Origin of the sequence: Mycobacterium sp. ST-F2, from assembly GCF_001905655.1 — a bacterium.
In the GTDB taxonomy this organism is placed as follows: domain Bacteria; phylum Actinomycetota; class Actinomycetes; order Mycobacteriales; family Mycobacteriaceae; genus Mycobacterium.
The window spans coordinates 38,255-54,688 of the sequence record NZ_JMHT01000031.1; the positions used below are offsets into that span (position 1 = coordinate 38,255).

At 67.2% G+C, this 16,434-nt stretch carries 15 protein-coding genes; 9 read left to right on the forward strand and 6 right to left on the reverse strand.

The window, feature by feature from the left end; translation table 11 throughout:
* Window positions 1–53 precede the first annotated feature (53 nt).
* The 3 genes from EB75_RS13000 to EB75_RS13010 are packed head-to-tail and all read left to right on the forward strand — an operon-like array spanning window position 54 to window position 4,520.
* Window positions 54–2,951, forward strand: a complete 2,898-nt coding sequence (locus tag EB75_RS13000; RefSeq protein WP_286150175.1) for a glycoside hydrolase family 2 protein — start codon at window positions 54–56, stop codon at window positions 2,949–2,951.
* Between the two features lie 33 nt (window positions 2,952–2,984).
* The gene (locus EB75_RS13005) at window positions 2,985–3,203 is read left to right on the forward strand and encodes a hypothetical protein (RefSeq protein WP_073695873.1); all 219 of its coding nucleotides are present in this window, start codon (window positions 2,985–2,987) and stop codon (window positions 3,201–3,203) included.
* Between the two features lie 30 nt (window positions 3,204–3,233).
* Window positions 3,234–4,520 (forward strand): competence/damage-inducible protein A, encoded by a 1,287-nt coding sequence (locus tag EB75_RS13010; protein ID WP_502689367.1) that lies wholly within the window; start codon window positions 3,234–3,236, stop codon window positions 4,518–4,520.
* A gap of 1 nt (window position 4,521) precedes the next feature.
* Here EB75_RS13010 and EB75_RS13015 read toward each other — a convergent pair whose 3' ends face one another.
* The 3 genes from EB75_RS13015 to yaaA form a co-directional block, all read right to left on the reverse strand.
* Window positions 4,522–5,439, reverse strand: coding sequence for an alpha/beta fold hydrolase (locus tag EB75_RS13015; protein ID WP_073695793.1), 918 nt, complete (start codon window positions 5,437–5,439; stop codon window positions 4,522–4,524).
* 28 nt (window positions 5,440–5,467) lie between these two features.
* The gene (locus EB75_RS13020; RefSeq protein WP_073695794.1) at window positions 5,468–6,442 is read right to left on the reverse strand and encodes a TerC family protein; all 975 of its coding nucleotides are present in this window, start codon (window positions 6,440–6,442) and stop codon (window positions 5,468–5,470) included.
* 151 nt (window positions 6,443–6,593) lie between these two features.
* Window positions 6,594–7,340 carry a peroxide stress protein YaaA gene (gene yaaA / locus EB75_RS13025; RefSeq protein WP_073695795.1) on the reverse strand — a complete coding sequence of 249 codons (747 nt, stop codon included), beginning with the start codon at window positions 7,338–7,340 and terminating at the stop codon, window positions 6,594–6,596.
* 163 nt (window positions 7,341–7,503) lie between these two features.
* Here yaaA and EB75_RS13030 point away from each other — a divergent pair, with 163 nt between their 5' ends.
* Window positions 7,504–7,725 carry a hypothetical protein gene (locus tag EB75_RS13030; protein WP_073695796.1) on the forward strand — a complete coding sequence of 74 codons (222 nt, stop codon included), beginning with the start codon at window positions 7,504–7,506 and terminating at the stop codon, window positions 7,723–7,725.
* A gap of 14 nt (window positions 7,726–7,739) precedes the next feature.
* On the opposite strand, the gene EB75_RS13035 is transcribed toward EB75_RS13030, so the two are convergent.
* Window positions 7,740–8,891 carry an alkaline phosphatase family protein gene (locus EB75_RS13035; protein ID WP_073695797.1) on the reverse strand — a complete coding sequence of 384 codons (1,152 nt, stop codon included), beginning with the start codon at window positions 8,889–8,891 and terminating at the stop codon, window positions 7,740–7,742.
* A gap of 103 nt (window positions 8,892–8,994) precedes the next feature.
* Window positions 8,995–9,291 carry a hypothetical protein gene (locus EB75_RS13040; protein WP_073695798.1) on the reverse strand — a complete coding sequence of 99 codons (297 nt, stop codon included), beginning with the start codon at window positions 9,289–9,291 and terminating at the stop codon, window positions 8,995–8,997.
* Window positions 9,292–9,495: 204 nt separating this feature from the next.
* Between EB75_RS13040 and EB75_RS13045 the strand changes: the two genes are divergently transcribed.
* Together EB75_RS13045 and EB75_RS13050 are read left to right on the forward strand one after the other, a co-directional pair.
* A complete protein-coding gene (locus EB75_RS13045) occupies window positions 9,496–10,716 on the forward strand; it encodes an acyltransferase family protein (protein WP_142239579.1) in 1,221 nt (406 codons plus the stop codon).
* 17 nt (window positions 10,717–10,733) lie between these two features.
* On the forward strand, window positions 10,734–11,420 hold the full coding sequence (locus tag EB75_RS13050; RefSeq protein WP_073695799.1) for an Rv0518 family GDSL lipase: 687 nt from the start codon (window positions 10,734–10,736) through the stop codon (window positions 11,418–11,420).
* On the opposite strand, the gene EB75_RS13055 is transcribed toward EB75_RS13050, so the two are convergent.
* Window positions 11,410–12,489: a GGDEF domain-containing protein gene (locus EB75_RS13055; RefSeq protein WP_073695800.1), complete on the reverse strand. Its 1,080-nt coding sequence runs from the start codon at window positions 12,487–12,489 to the stop codon at window positions 11,410–11,412. The two genes, EB75_RS13050 and EB75_RS13055, sit on opposite strands and share 11 nt — an antisense overlap.
* A 285-nt stretch (window positions 12,490–12,774) precedes the next feature.
* Here EB75_RS13055 and EB75_RS13060 point away from each other — a divergent pair, with 285 nt between their 5' ends.
* From EB75_RS13060 to EB75_RS13070, 3 genes are read left to right on the forward strand one after another with little or no spacing between them, the layout of a single operon-like run.
* On the forward strand, window positions 12,775–13,224 hold the full coding sequence (locus EB75_RS13060; RefSeq protein WP_073695801.1) for a Fur family transcriptional regulator: 450 nt from the start codon (window positions 12,775–12,777) through the stop codon (window positions 13,222–13,224).
* 36 nt (window positions 13,225–13,260) lie between these two features.
* A complete protein-coding gene (gene katG, locus EB75_RS13065) occupies window positions 13,261–15,453 on the forward strand; it encodes a catalase/peroxidase HPI (RefSeq protein ID WP_073695802.1) in 2,193 nt (730 codons plus the stop codon).
* A gap of 56 nt (window positions 15,454–15,509) precedes the next feature.
* Window positions 15,510–16,397, forward strand: coding sequence for a LysR family transcriptional regulator (locus EB75_RS13070; RefSeq protein WP_073695803.1), 888 nt, complete (start codon window positions 15,510–15,512; stop codon window positions 16,395–16,397).
* Window positions 16,398–16,434: the final 37 nt, after the last annotated feature.

Here is a 16,434-nt window from a genome sequence, read left to right on the forward strand (position 1 = left end):
CCCGTGTTGAAGCGCGCTGAAGATCCGGAGGGAGCAGGGCTATCTCGACCTCGATGCGCCGCGGTGCAGTGCTGGGTGCCGTCATTTCCCTGGTGCTGCTGTTCGCGTGCACCGGTGATCTGCCGCGCCTGCTGAAGCCCATGAGCGAGGCCGCCGAGGTCGAGCTGGCGCAGGGGTGGCAACTGGCCTCCGCGCAGGGCCTGGCGGCCACCGGAGCGCAGCTCAGCAGCGACGGGTTCGCGCCGTCCGGTCCCGGCTGGCACCAGGTGCGGCACATGCCGGCGACGGTGCTGCAGGCGCTGCAGGACGACGGCACCTACCCGGATCTCTACTACGGCAACAATCTGCTGACCAAGGTGCCTCAGGACCTGTACAAGCAGGACTGGTGGTACCGCACGACGTTCGTCGCGCCGGTCGGGCATTCGACCTACCGCCTGAACTTCCCGGGTATCAACTACCGGGCCGAGATCTGGCTGAACGGCCATCAGATCGCCGACAGCAAGCATGTCGCGGGCATGTACGTCGACCACACCCTGGACGTGTCGCAGTGGATCGACCGCGGCCGCACCAACACGCTGGCCGTCAAGGTCACCCCGGAGCGGGCGCTGCAGGACGTCGACGGCGTCGAGCTGGCCGACAGCTGGTTCGACTGGATCAACTGGAACTACCTCGGGTACCAGGGGCCGAACAAGAACCCGGCCAACGGCAACTCGTTCGTGGCGGACCGCAACGCCGGCATCTTCAAGCCGGTCACCCTCAAGATGTCCGGCGATGTCGCGTTCACCGATGCCACCGTGAACAGCTGGCTGCCGTTGCCGCGCACCGACAGCGCGCAACTGACCGTCCGGTCGGGCCTCACCAACTATGCGGCCGATCGGGTCAGCGGCGTCGTGCGGGCGACCATCAGCCGGCCCGGCAAGCCCGATATCCGGGTCGAGCAGCCGGTGTCGCTGGCGCCGGGGGAGAGCCGTGATGTCACGTTCAGCCCCGGCGACTTCGAGGACCTGAAGGTCTCCAATCCCGATCTGTGGTGGCCCTACACCATGGGCAAGCCCGACCTGTACGACCTGCGGCTGCAGTTCCTCCAGTTCGGTCAGGCGACCGACGAGATGACGCAGCGGTTCGGTATCCGGTCCATCGAGCAGGGCCGCGACGGCAGCGAGGAATTCCCGCAACTGGGGTCCGGCGGCAACTTCTATCTGAAGGTCAACGGCCGCGACTTCCTGGCGCGGGGTGCCACCTACACGCCGGATCTGCTGTACCGCGACGATCCCGACCGCGACAACGCGATCCTGCGCTACGTCAAGGATCTGGGTCTGAACATGATCCGGATGGAATCCAAGATTCCCGGTTCGCGCTTCATCGAACGGGCCGACGAAATGGGCATCCCACTGATGGTGGGCTGGATGTGCTGCAACCAGTGGGAGAAGTGGCCGCAGTGGGGCCAGGAGGATCACCGCGTCGCGCAGGACAGCCTGCGCTCGCAGATCCTGATGCTGCGCTCGCATGCCTCGGCATTCGTCTGGGCCAACGCCAGCGACGGGCATCCGCCGGCCGACATCCTCGCGCAGTACCACGACATTCTGCGAAAGCTGAACTGGCAGAACGCCGTTGTCGACACGGTGTCGTCGTACACGACGGATTCGCAGGGCAACCGGCTGTGGGACGGCATCCAGATGGCCGGCCCCTACACCTGGCGGCCCCCGGCATACTGGTTCGACGGGGACTACGCCGCCGCCCGCGGCGCGTCGGCCGAACAGGGCGACAACGAGCACATCCCGCCGTTCGCGAGCCTGCGCAAGTTCATCCCGCCGGACAAGCTCTGGCCGATCAACGACATGTGGTACTTCCACGCCGGCTCCAACCCCGGCAACGAGGCGCTGGCGAGCATCCGCGACGCCGTCGTCCAGCGCTACGGATCCTCCACCGGCGCTGAGGAATTCACGCGCAAGGCCCAACTCGCCCACTACGAGGCGACGCGGGCCCAGTTCGAGTCGTTCGCCGCACTGGGCTGGGCGGACCACAAGATGACGATCTACTGGATGCTCAACAACCACTGGCCGTCGTTCTTCGGCAACATCTTCGACTACTACCTGCGCCCGGGCGGTGCGTACTACGGCGCGAAGAAGGGCCTGCAGCCGCTGTCGGTCACGTTCGACTCGTACGCGACCGGCGACCACAGCACCGCCAAGATCAGCATCACCAACCAGAGCCCGGACAATGCCACGGGGCTCCGTGTTCGTACCCGGGTGTACGACCTCAACGGGGTCATGCGCGACGACCGCGTCAGTGACCCGACCGACGTGGCATCCGGTACGGCCGCGGTGGCGCTGACGCTGCCGCGTCTCGTACCCGACTCCCGGGTGTTCTTCGTGCGGTGCGAACTCGTGAACCCGAGCGGCCAGGTGATCGCCAACAACGATTACTGGCAGTCCCAGCAGGACGACATCGGTGACCCCCGCAAAGACGTCGCCTTCGAGCTGCACCAGACAGCATGGGCCGACATGACACCGCTGAACTACATGCAGAAGGCGCAGCTCGAGGTCAGCGCCGCCAGTTCGGCGAACGACGACGGCCAGCAGGTCGTCGACATCACGCTGCGCAACCCGACCAAGCAGGTCGCGTTCTTCGCGCGGGCGGAGCTGACCACCGCCCCGGACGCCGACGAAATCCTGCCCATCGAGTACAGCGACAACTACGTCACGGTGTATCCGGGGGAGACGGCGCACGTGCGTGGCCTGGTGCCGAAACCGGGTGTGAATGCGGGCTGGGTCCGCGTCGGTGGCTACAACACGCCGCCGGTGACCGTTCCGGTCACGGGCAACTCCCGGCCCTCAGACTCGGCGGACGCCGCGTCCCGCGCTGCGATCGCCGACCCCGGTCTTGCCGAGCCCGCGACCCGGCCCGCGACACCGGAAGCGGTACCGCGGGTTCCGCGGCCCGGCGCATAGGACATGATTGACGCAGACACGAAGGAGAATTTGATGGCTGACGAACGTTCCGCACTGGCCGAGCGCACCGCCTCTAGCGGGTGGCAGCGCCACACGGACGACCGCGTCGACGTCTACCTGCGTGGCAATTCCCGGGTGCGCGTGATCTGGCGCGGTGACGACGCGATCAGCGGTGGCACGCGCTTCCAGGACGACATCATGGAGCAATACACGCGCGAGCTCGATACCGTGCGCGCCTGGCTGACGGTCTGACCCGGCCCGCAGCGCCGTACCCTGATCGCCATGGGCGTGCGCGCGGGCATCGTGGTGACGGGGACCGAAGTTCTCACCGGACGGGTCCAGGACCTCAATGGGCCGTGGCTGGCGGATCGGCTGCTGGAGTCCGGCATCGAACTCGCGCACATCACCATCTGTGGTGACCGGCCTGAAGACATTGAGTCTCAACTGAATTTCCTCGCCGACGAGGGTGTCGACCTCATCGTCACCAGCGGCGGTCTCGGCCCGACAGCCGACGACATGACGGTCGCCGTGGTGGCCAAGTTCTGTGGCCGTGAGCTGGTGCTCGACGAGGCTCTCGAGGCACGCATCGCCGAGATCCTGCGGTCCTTCATGGGCCGGTTCCCCGGCGCAGATTTCGACGCCGTACGGGCGGCGAACCGCAAGCAGGCGTTGGTGCCCGCCGGTGAAGGGGTCGAGATTCTCGACCCTGTCGGTACGGCGCCGGGCGTCGTCGTCACCCGGCTCGGGGGCGGGCCGACGGTCATGGTGCTGCCCGGGCCGCCCCGCGAACTGCAGCCGATGTGGGCCCGCGCCAGCGAGACGGCCACCGCCCAACGCGCCGTGGCCGGCCGCACGATCTACCGGCAGGAGACCATCCGGATGTTCGGCCTGCCCGAATCCGGGCTGGCCGAGACCCTGCGCGAGGCCGAAACCCTCGTGCCCGGTTTCGCGGGCCTGGAGATCACGACGTGCCTGCGTCGCGGCGAGCTGGAGATCGTCACGCGCTACGAGCCCGGCGCTGCCGAGAGCTACCGGAAGCTGGCCGGGTTGCTCCGCGAACGCCACCCGCACGAGGTCTTCTCCGAGGACGGTTCGCTGGTGGACGACCAAGTGGCACAACTGCTTTCGGGTCGCACCATTGCCACGGCGGAATCCTGCACTGCGGGTCTGCTGGCAGCCCGGCTGGCCGACCGGCCCGGCTCGTCGGCCTATCTGGCCGGCGGGGTGGTGTCGTACTCGAACGGGGCCAAGGCCGAGCTGCTGGGCGTCGATCCGGCATTGATCGCCGGCCATGGCGCGGTGTCCGAACCGGTGGCCGAGGCCATGGCGGCCGGCGCACTGCAGCGGTTCGGCGCCGACGTCGCCGTGGGCATCACCGGCATCGCCGGCCCGGGCGGCGGCAGCGACGAAAAGCCTGTCGGCACGGTGTGTTTCAGTGTGCGGGTGGCCGACAGCGCGCCGCACACCCGGACCATCCACCTGCCCGGCAACCGGGCGGACATTCGCGAGCGGTCGACGACCGTCGCCATGCACATGCTGCGCCGGGTGCTCGGTGGCGCGACCGTCTGACCTACTGCGCGGCCAGGTCGGCGTCCCAGACCTCGAGAATCCTGGTCAGGATGTCCTCTGGCACACCGAGGCCTGCGAGGTGGCTTTCGCCCGGCAGCGTGTACATCTCGGCATCGGCGATTCGCGCGACAGCATGCTCACCGTGGGCATAGGGCACGATGTGGTCGGCATCGCCGTGCCACCAGCGCACCGGCACCTTGATGTCCTCGAGCCGGAAACCCCAGTCGCGGGCGAACACGACGATGTCGGCGAACGGTGCCGCGAGCTGTTTGCGGCTGCCGTTGAGCAGATCGTCGAGGAACATCGCCTTGAACTCGGGACGGCTCAACAGGTTTCGGTCGCCGTCGGGGGAGATGCGGGCGTACAGATCCAGGGCGGGGGAGCCGAACGGCCCGATCAACTTGATCAGCGAGCCGGCCACCCAGCGGATGGGGGTGTCGGCGACCTCGATGACAGGCCGGACGATCTTGGCCAGCTCCATGAGCCCGCTGCTGATGCCGTCCTCACCGATCAGCGGGGCGACGCCGCCGAGCACCGCGGCCATCACCACCCGGTCGGGCATGGCGGCCGCGGTGGCCAGCGTGTAGGGGCCGCCGCCGGACAGGCCGATCACCGCGAACCGGTTGATGCCGAGGGTGTCGGCAATGGTCCGCAGATCGTCGGTGAACCCGAGCACGTTCTCGTACTGGTACGGCGTCGACGAGCCGATGCCCGGCCGGTCGATACCGATCAGCCGGATGTTCTTTCGCGCGGCGAACGTGCGGGCCTCGGTCGGGATCTGACGACGCGCACCGGGCGTCCCGTGCAGCCAGAACACGGCCCGCCCCTGCGGATTTCCGAACTCGGCGAAACTGATCTGGCGGTCCTCGCCGACGGCAATGTTGCCTTCCAGCTTCGGGCGCTCAATCGACATGACCATGGCCAGATTGTCGCACGCAGGGGTACGGCTACCCCGCGCTGCGGGCGTCGACGCGGGTCTTCCAGAGGCTCGCCACGGTCGTCACGACGAGCGTGACGATGATGACGGCGAGCGACAGCAGTGTCGGAATCTCCGGCACCTCCACGTGATGCCCGCCGTTGATGAACGGCAGCGTGTTCTCGTGCAGGGCGTGCAGGATCAGCTTCACGCCGATGAAGGCCAGGATGAAGGCCAGTCCCTGCGACAGGTAGACCAGGCGCTTGAGCATGTCGCCGAGCAGGAAATACAGCTGGCGCAGGCCCATGAGGGCGAAGACGTTCGCGGTGAACACCAGGTACGGCTCCTGGGTCAGGCCGTAGATCGCGGGGATGGAGTCGAGCGCGAACAGCAGGTCCGTCGTGCCGAGGGCGATGATGACCAGGATCATCGGGGTCAGCACCCGCTTGCCGCCCACCGTGGTGTGCAGTTTGTTGCCGTCCCACTGGTCGGAGGCCTTCAGATACTTGCGGGCGAACCGCACCATCGAGTTCTCGGCGTCGTCGTCGTGTTCGGTGTCGCGGGCGAGCTTGATCGCGGTGTACACGAGGAACGCGCCGAACAGGTAGAAAATCCACGAGAACTGCGAAATGGCAACGGCGCCAAGGGCGATGAAGATGCCCCGGAAGATCAGCGCCAGGATGATGCCGATCAGCAGGACCTGCTGCTGCAGGACCCTGGGCACCTTGAAGCTGGCCATGATGATCAGGAAGATGAAGAGGTTGTCGACCGACAGGCTGTATTCGGTGAGCCAGCCGGCGAAGTACTCGACGCCGTACTGACCGCCGTGGAAGTGCCACACCCAGATGCCGAAAGCGACAGCGAGGCCGATGTAGGTCGCGAGGTAGCCGGCGGTCTCGCGTTTGGTCGGTTCGTGCGGCCGGCGGCCGATCACCACGACGTCGAAAAGCAGAACGGCGATGGTCACCCCGAGGGTGATGGACCATTCGAGCGTAGAAACATTCATGCGGGGGCGCCTCCAGGCGTCAACGAGCGGCTGAGGTCTCTGCCGCCGCCGAAACGGCCCACGGCACCGGCTGCCCAACGTTGGGCAACGTGATGACGACACCGTGGCGAAGGAATACTCCCCTCGGGAGCCATTATCGCAGACGTCGCTGTCAGGCCGTGACCAGCACCGTCAACTGCGCGCCGTCACGTTCGACCCGCAGCCCGGCGCGACGCGCGACGGCGGCGACGGCGGCTGCATCATCGGGCTCGGCCCGGCTGCCCGCCAGCGCGCGTGCCAGCCGTCCCTTGTGGGCCTTGTTGAAGTGGCTGACCACCGTGCGCCGGCCGTCGGGGTGCTCGGTGTAGACGTCGACCGTCACCGCGCCGGGAATCTTGCCGAGCGCCTCATACGAGCCGGACCGCAGGTCGACGATCAACTCCTGCTGCTGGAGTTGGGCCAACACCGGTTCCAGCGCGGGCTTCCACCGGCTGGCCAGGGTGCCGCCGGCCGGCAGTTTCGACGACGCGGACAACCGGTAGGCCGGAATCGGGTCGTCGGCGCGCAGCAACCCGAACAGTGCCGATCCGACCGCCAGCCGGGCGTGGGCGCGCGCCGCGGCCGCGCCTTTCAGCGAGCCGACGTCGAGGGCGTCGTACAGGACTCCCGTGTACCGCTCGATGGCCGGCATCGTCGGCGCGGCGAGCAGTTCGGCGTTGCGCTGGATCTCCGAGTCCTGCGACGCGGAGATCGCGAGCGCCTTGCGGCTGGCTTCCGGGTCGGCGGCCAGCGCGACGAGCTCGCCGACCAGGGCCGTCCGCAGCGGCGTGAGTTCGGGCACACTCAGTGCGCCGAGCTGCAGCGGTGGTCCGTCGCCACCTGGGCGCTTGGTCTCCGAGGGAGGTAGCAGCACGATCACGGCGAAGACGCTAGCGGACGGAAGTGGATACACCTTGGGAGATTGCTTTGCCGCCTCGGTCGCGGTGGCCTAAAGTTCGGTACCTACTGATGTCGGGGTTGAGATCAGTGGGCCGAGGTTCCGTACCTGCGGTGATTGCGTACCAGGGAATGCTGGGGTGGTTATGGGTAGGAACGCCAAGTTCGCCGTTGACATGCGGGTTCGCGTCAACCGTGGCGACACCAAGGACGTGCGCGGTGTGATCGTCGAGGATTACGGCGACCATGCGGGTTACTCGGTCGACGTCGGCGACGACCACATTGTCGACGCCGCGCGCCGCTGGGCTGTGCTGCTGGACAGCGGATCACTGGTTTTCGCCGACGACGCGCATCTCAAGCCGGAGTAATCCGGCGCCGACACTCAGCCAACAGCGATGAGCAGCGGAACCAGCTGCTCGGCATCAGTCCACGAGCCGTGCTGCCCGATCAAGGCAGATTCGAGGGGTTCGACCGTCCGGCGCACCAATCCCGCGTTGTCCCTTGCCGCCGCCACGACATCACCGATCCGGCTGCGCGCCGCGTCGCTGACCCGCGCGCCGAACCAGCCCTCGGCGATGGCCTGATCCTTCGTCCGGACCCAGGCCTTGGCGCCCAGCGCTTCCTGCCAGATGCCCGCGACCGCGTCGGCCGCTCCGTCACCGACGTAGACATGCCGGGCCCGGGCCTCTCCGGCCACGGCGACGACACCGTCCTGCAGCTCGGGACGCGAGTCGATGTCGACGACGTCGGTGCCGTCGAGGTTGACCATGCCGTGGTCGGCCACGACGGCGAGCAGGCCACCCGCCGGTAGTGCGTCGACGATCGACTCGACCAGTCGGTCGATCTGCCGCAACTGCATCCGCCAGGCCGTCGACCCCGCGCCGTACAGATGGCCGAGCATGTCGAGGTCGGCGTGGTAGCCGTAGCAGAACCCGCCGTCGGCGACGGCCTGCTGCACCCGGGCCGCGAGGTCGCCGAGCCGATGCACCCCCACGTACTGACCGCCCCGGAGAACCGCCCGGGTCAGTCCCGAGTGGGTGAATTCGGCTCCGGAGATGACGCTGACGGCCATGCCGGCGGCCGCGGCTTGCGTGAACGTGGTCGGTAGTGGCTGGACGTCCTCTGGCACCAGCACGTCGCGCAGGTCCGCGCCGAACGGATGCGGCGTCCAGCGCAGTGCGTTGACGACCCCGTGGTCGGGAATCCGGAACGAGTAACCCACCATGCCGTGCTCGCCGGAGCGCCGGCCGGTGCCCACCGCCGCCAGACCCGCACTGGTGGTCGAGGGGTACCCGACCCGCAGGTTCTCGCCACGCAGCCCAGCCAGCACGGGCGCGTCGTCGGCGTAGGTGTCGAGCAACTGGGCCCCGAGGCCGTCGATCAACAGGACGCAGGCTCCCCGGATGCCGGCCGGCAGGTCGATGTGGCGGTGCACGCCGTCGAGCTGGGCGTCGGGCACGCCCATCGCGGCCAGCACGGCGGGCACCACGTCGGCCAGATGCAGTGCGTCGGGTGACGGGCTCGGCACATCCATGGCCGCGAGCTTAGGGATTTCCGCGCCGAAGTAAATTCAATTACCTATTCGGCGCCATGAATAGGGAAAACGCAATTATCTCGCGACGCGGGCAAATGCGTTGTTATCCGCCCCAGCCGCGGGTGCCGTCCCAGCCGCCGCAAATCCCGTTGAAGCAGCCGTGGCCGAATCCGCCGGTGACCGGGTTCCAGCCACCGCAGCCCTGCCAGTTCGCTCCGTCGCCGCAACCGCCACCGCCGCCCTGGCCGTCGGGGCCGCCATAACCGTTGTCGGCAACGACGATCCGGTCCGGAGCAGAGCTTCCGGAGAGGGTCATCGCCGCTGCCGGGGCCGCGACTATTGCTGCTGTGGCGGCCACCGCGGCGACCGCCGATGTCGTGAATTTCCGCCTAATTAGCATGTCTACAGAATGCTCCCGATCCGCTGGATATTCCAGCATCATCGGGCCCGGATTGATATCTGTGAGCAGCGTTACTGCTAGACACGCCTTTTTCTCGAAGAAGTGTTTTTGGCCGGGTATCACGCGGTCGGGAGTGTCAGCCGAGGAAAGTCACAGGTTTCTGAGCCGGGTCCGGGTCGCCGCCGCTGTTACCCTTTTCCCGTCATGAGTGTTGTGCCGAGCGGTGAGATCAAGGCACTGTCCGGCCTGCGCATCGTCGCCGCAGTGTGGGTGGTGCTGTTCCATTTCCGTCCGCTGTTGAAGCAGGCGTCACCGCCCCTGAGCGACGCTCTCGCCCCGATACTCGACTGCGGCGCCCAGGGCGTCGATCTGTTCTTCATCCTCAGCGGTTTCGTCCTGACCTGGAACTACCTCGAGCGCATGGGGCCGGCCTGGTCGACGCGAGCGACGCTGCATTTCCTGTGGCTGCGCCTGGCCCGGGTCTGGCCTGTCTACCTGGTCACCATGCATCTCGCCGTGGCCTGGATCATCTTCACGCTCAACGTCGGCGACTTCCCGTCGCCGGAGGCGGCCACCCTGACCGGCCCCAACTACCTGCGCCAGCTGTTCCTGGTCCAGCTGTGGGTGGTGCCCTACTTCGACAACTCCAGCTGGGACGGCCCGGCCTGGTCCATCAGCGCGGAGTGGCTCGCCTATCTGTTGTTCGGGCTGTTGGTCATCGTGCTGTTCCGGGTGGCCCGGGCCAGCCGGGCGCGCGCTCTCCTGTGGCTGGCGTTCGCCGCCACGCTGCCACCGCTGCTGTTCCTGGCCGCGACGGGCGAGTTCTACACGCCCTGGAGCTGGCTGCCGCGCATCATCTTGCAGTTCACCGCGGGTGCCCTGGCGTGCGCCGCGGTCCGCAAGCTGAACCTCACCGAGCGCGGTCGGACGGTCGCGGGCGTGCTGTCGGTGGTTTTCCTGGCCCTCATCGTGGGCCTCGTGTACTGGTTCGACGCCCATCCGATTCCGTCCATCCGTGACGACTTCGGCCTGGTCGACATCTTCTTCCTGCCATTGGTGGTGGCCTTGTCGGTCGGCACCGGGACGTTGCCTGCGCTGTTGGCGACCCGCGTGATGGTCTACGGCGGCAAGGTCTCGTTCAGTCTGTACATGGTCCACGAGCTGGTACACCAGGGCTGGAACTGGGCGGCGGCGCAGTACCGCATCGAGATGTTGCCCAGCTGGGGCACCAAGTTCATCGTGCTCGCCCTGCTCGCCGGATCCTTCGCCGGTGCGGTGGTGCTGTTCCACTACGTCGAAGAACCGGCGCGGCACTGGATGCGCCGTATGGTCGGCCCCGCGGACGACTCGAAAGCTGTTGCAGGGCAACGTAAACTGCAGGCGATATCTGACGACGACGAAGAGCCCGCCGAGCGGGCGGGCTGACCGGAATTGGGAGAGTAGTGCGCCATCTGACGACCTTGTTGCTGACGGCTGCGCTCTGCGCGGTGTCCGTGGTGAGCACACCCGGTTCGGCGTACGCGTACCGCAACGTGCGCCCGGGGATGCCCGACCGCGTCGCGGTGATCAGCGACTCGTACACCAACGGCACCAACTTCGGCGGCCAGGGTCCGCGGAGCTGGCCGGCGCAGGCCGGACGCAACCTGGAGGCGTGGGGCGTTCCGATCACCGCCGACGTCGCCGCCGAGGGCCGGGCCGGATACGTCGTGCGCGGCGACCACGGCAGCATCTTCCGGGACCTGACGGCGCGTGCCGTGCGCCCGGACGACGCGCTCGTGGTGTTCTTCGGCTCCCGCAACGACCAGGGCGTCGACCTCATGCAGCTGTCGGGGATGGCGCACGACGCCTTCATGCAGGCCCGGGCGACGGCGCCGGGTGCCAAGCTGTTGGTGATCGGGCCGCCGTGGCCGACGGCCGACGTGCCACCGGCGGTCCTGCAGATCAGGGATGTGCTCGGCATGCAGGCCGGGATGGCCGGTGCCACGTTCGTCGACCCGATCGCCGAGCGCTGGTTCGTCGACCGTCCCGACCTGATCGCGTCCGACGGGGTGCACCCGACAGACGCCGGACATGATTACCTGGCGGGCCTCATCGCACCGCGGATCCGAGCTGAACTGCCTATTCGCTGATCGGCAGATCGTCCCGCACGTCGTAGCGGACGTCGTTGCCGCCGTCCTCGCGGGCCAGCTCCATGGCTTGCTCGGCGGCGGCCAGCAGCGCATCGATGACGACCTCGGGCGGGTGGACCGTCAGCGGAGCCAACGGGGTGCACACCACGCCGATGCTCGCCGTCACCCGCGAGGGCGTCGATTTCATGGCGCCCTGAACCCGATCGATCAGCGGTGACGCGTCCGGCGTGGTGAAGGTGTCCGCGACGATGAACTCGCTGTCGGAGATGTGTGCGGCGATCGCGTTGCGGCGCACGGTTTCCCGGAGTGCCTGGCTGACATCGATGCGGGCCCGGTTGGCGTGCCGGGGCCCGGAAATCGATGACAGCAGCGGGAAGCTGTCGATGCTGACCACGGCCAGCACCATGTGGCGGTCGTCCTGCCGGTTGCGGGCGGCGAGCAGGTTCGCGGCCCGTGAGTACAGGCCGTCGGTGTTGAGCAACCCGGTCAGCGGTTCGATCTCGCTGTGGTGGATGTCGGTTGCACTCAGCCCGATCGCGGTGCGGCAGGTGAAGACCACAAAGACGTTGACCAACGCGATGACGAGGGCGACGCTGCAGGCCAGCACCGGATCGTGCGCCCCGATCCGCACCGCCAGGTAGCCCAACGTCACGGCACCCACGCCCCACGGCGCGATGAGAAGTATCGGGCGGTGCATGAACGCCATGTACCCGGCTGTGAAGACGAAGGCGATGGTGGCGAGCATCCCGAGCATCGGGTCCGACATCACCAGGCAGGCGGCGCTCGTCGGGATCGCCCACAGCGTCGCGGTGATCGCGGAGAAGCGTTCGGACGGCCACGAGTGTCGAAGCCACACCGAAGCGACAGCCAGACCGTAGACGGCGATGGCGACCGCGATGGCATGATTCACCGGTCCCTGCGGCCCGGCGGGGCTGAGAGTCAGGAGGAGGGGCAGCAGCGCGACGCCGCCGTTGATCAAGGCGACGATCCGGCATGTCGTAGCTTGCAGTCCACGTGCGGCCAGCAGCGAGGTGAGCCAGTAATAGTTGCTCTGGCCGCCGCGGATCATGGCACGCCTTCGACATGCAGGTGCATGGGCAGCAGATTAACAATTGGTGTCTGCGATTTTGGGTGACGTGGGCAAACCCGGCGCAGACGTTCAGGTATGGAAACCGGTCTCCGGAATTTGACGTGATTTTCCAGTGTGTGCGGAGCCGGTCGCCTAAAGTTTCGGCGGAACAACGGCTTTGACGCCGACGAACCACGGCCGCTGGGTGGATCCCGCCGTGAATCGCGTGACACACATCACTCCGAAGTCTTGACTCAGTCCAAAAAAGCGCGTAGAAGTGAACACGTGACGACCGACTACACGGAGCAGCTGCGTTCCGCAGATCTCCGTGTGACACGTCCCCGCCTCGCAGTACTCGAGGTGGTGGCCGGCCGTCCGCATGCCGACACCGAAAGCGTCTTCGACGCGGTTCGCGCGATCCTGCCCGACGTCTCCCGCCAAGCGGTGTACGACGTGCTGGCGGCGCTGACCACGGCCGGCCTGATCCGCCGTATCCAACCCTCGGGCTCGGTGGCCCGCTACGAAACCCGGGTGGGGGACAACCACCACCACGTCGTCTGCCGCTCCTGCGGCACCATCGCCGACATCGACTGCGCCACCGGGGAAGCGCCGTGCCTCACCCCCGCCGACAACATCGGCGTGCTCGACGGTTTCGTCGTCGATGAAGCCGAAGTCATCTACTGGGGCGTGTGCCCCGACTGCGCGGCGGCAACAACTTCACGATCACATCCGTGATCGCAGCCCAATTCACCACCCTCGAAAGGAAGTGCAGTGCCTGAGGAAACTCACCCTCCGATCGGAGAAGCACAGACCGAGCCCGCCGAAAGCGGTTGCCCGATGCGCATCAAGCCGCCTGTCGAGGGAGGTAGCAACCGGGACTGGTGGCCCAACGCCGTCAACCTCAAGATCTTGCAGAAGAACCCGCCGGCCATCGACCCGACGGATGAGGGTTACGACTACCGCGAGGCTGTCAAGACCCTCGATTTCGAGGCCTTCGAGCGCGATTTCGACGCCCTGCTGACCGATTCACAGGACTGGTGGCCCGCCGACTTCGGTCACTACGGTCCGCTGTTCGTGCGCATGTCGTGGCACGCCGCGGGCACCTACCGCGTCGAGGATGGCCGCGGCGGCGGCGGTCGTGGCATGCAGCGTTTCGCCCCGCTGAACAGCTGGCCCGACAACGTCAGTCTGGACAAGGCCCGCCGTCTGCTGTGGCCGCTGAAGAAGAAGTACGGCAAGAAGATCTCGTGGTCGGACCTCATCGTCTACGCGGGCAACCGCGCGATGGAGCACATGGGCTTCAAGACCGCCGGTTTCGCCTTCGGTCGCCCGGACTACTGGGAGCCCGAGGAGGACATCTACTGGGGCTCGGAGCACGAATGGCTGGGTTCGCAGGACCGCTACGCCGGTACCGACCGCACCAAGCTGGAGAACCCGCTGGCCGCCAGCCACATGGGTCTGATCTACGTCAATCCCGAAGGCCCCGAGGGCAATCCGGATTACCTCGCTGCTGCCGTCGACATCCGCGAGACCTTCGGCCGCATGGCGATGAACGACGTGGAGACCGCCGCCCTGATCGTCGGCGGCCACACCTTCGGTAAGGCCCACGGCGCCACCGACATCGAGAACGGTGTGGAGCCCGAGGCCGCCCCGCTGCAGGAGATGGGATTCGGCTGGGCCAACCCGGGCGTCGGCAACGAGACCGTCAGCAGCGGCCTGGAGGTGACCTGGACCCACACCCCGACCAAGTGGGACAACTCCTTCCTGGAGATCCTGTACGGCAACGAGTGGGAGCTGACCAAGAGCCCGCAGGGTGCCAATCAGTGGAAGCCCAAGGACGGCGGCTGGGCCAACTCGGTGCCGATGGCGCAGGGCACCGGCAAGACCCACCCGTCGATGCTGACCACCGACCTGTCGATGCGGTTCGACCCGATCTACGGCGAGATCACGCGCCGCTGGCTGGACCACCCGGAGGAGCTGGCCGAGGAATACGCCAAGGCGTGGTTCAAGCTGCTGCACCGCGACATGGGTCCGGTAGTGCGCTACCTCGGCCCGCTGGTGCCGAAGCAGACGTGGCTGTGGCAGGACATCGTGCCGGCCGGCAAGACGCTGTCCGCCGATGACGTCGCCTCGCTGAAGACCGCCATCGCCGAATCGGGCCTGTCGGTGCAGCAGCTGGTCAACACCGCGTGGAAGGCGGCGGCCTCGTTCCGCTCCAGCGACATGCGTGGTGGCGCCAACGGTGGCCGCATCCGGCTGCAGCCGCAGCTCGGCTGGGAGGTCAACGAGCCCGACGAGCTGGCTCAGGTGATCCGCAAGCTCGAGGAGATCCAGCAGGCCTCGTCGACCGGTGTGTCGTTCGCCGACCTGGTGGTCCTCGGCGGTGTCGTCGGCCTCGAAAAGGCCATCAAGGACGCCGGTTTCGATGTCGCGGTGCCGTTCACCTCGGGTCGCGGCGACGCGAGCCAGGATCAGACCGACGTCGAGTCGTTCGCCTACCTGGAGCCCAAGGGCGACGGTTTCCGGAACTTCGTGGGCAAGGGCGACACTCTGCCGTCCGAGTACCGGCTGATCGACCGTGCCAACCTGCTGGGCCTGTCGGCACCGGAGCTGACCGTCCTGATCGGTGGTCTGCGGGTGCTCGGCGCCAACCACGGTGGTTCGGACCTCGGTGTGCTGACGGAGAACGTGGGTCACCTGACCAACGACTTCTTCGTCAACCTGACCGACATGGCCACCAAGTGGGCTCCGTCGCCGGCCGACGACGGCACCTACGTGGGCACCGACCGCGCCAGCGGCGCGCCGAAGTGGACCGCCAGCCGTGTCGACCTGCTGTTCGGCTCCAACTCGCAGCTGCGGGCGCTGGCCGAGGTGTACGCCGAGGACGACAGCAAGGAGAAGTTCGTCAAGGACTTCGTCGCGGCGTGGACCAAGGTGATGGACGCCGACCGGTTCGACGTCTAGTCGCAACATGATTCAGTACCCCGTGAGCCTTCGGGCTCACGGGGTACTGTGCTTTCGTGCTCCTGGATGAACTCCGCTGGTTCGTCGTCCTGGCCGAGACCGAGCACGTCACCGACGCCGCCGCTGAACTGGGAGTCGCTCAGCCGACACTGTCGCGGGCCCTGGCCCGGCTGGAAAATCAGGTCGGCACACCACTTTTCGACCGCATCGGCCGACGGCTGCAGCTGAACGGTTACGGGCAGATCATGCTCGAACACGCACGCCGCAGCATCGCCGAGATGGACGCGGCGCACAGCCGGATCGACGCACTGCTGGACCCGGATCGCGGCCTGGTGCGGCTGGCTTTTCTGCATTCGACCGCGAATTGGTTTGTGCCAGAAGTGCTCCGACAGTTCAGGATGCTGGCCCCGGCGGTGCGGTTCGAGCTGTTCCAGGGCGCGGCACACGATATCGCCGAGCGGCTGCGCACGGGGCAGGCCGACGTCGCGATCACCTCGCCGCGGCCGACGCAGGTGCCGTGCATCTGGCGGGTGCTGTACGTCGAGCGGTTGTGCCTGGCAGTACCGGCCGATCACCGGTTGGTGGGCCGGGCGCGGGTGCGCTTGAGCGAGGTGGCCGACGAGACCTTCATCGCGCTCGGGGCGGACTTCGGTCTGCGCCAGCTGACGGACCAGGTGTGGGCCGAGAGCGGCATCACGCCGGAGATCGCCTTCGAGGCCATGGAAATTCCGACGATGGAAGGCCTCGTCGCGGCGGGCTTCGGCGTCGCGGTGGTGCCGGTGCCGAGGCCGGGTCGCGGTGATCCGTCGGTGACGTACATCCCATTGGCCGACACCCGGGTCAAACGCGAGATCGGCATGGCCTGGGTGAGGGGTCGTGAATTGCCGCCTCCCGCAGAGCGATTCGCCGAGCTGGTGACTGCCACCGCCGCTTCTGATACCTAAAATGCATGAGTCAACCTCATTTGATGTATTGGACACA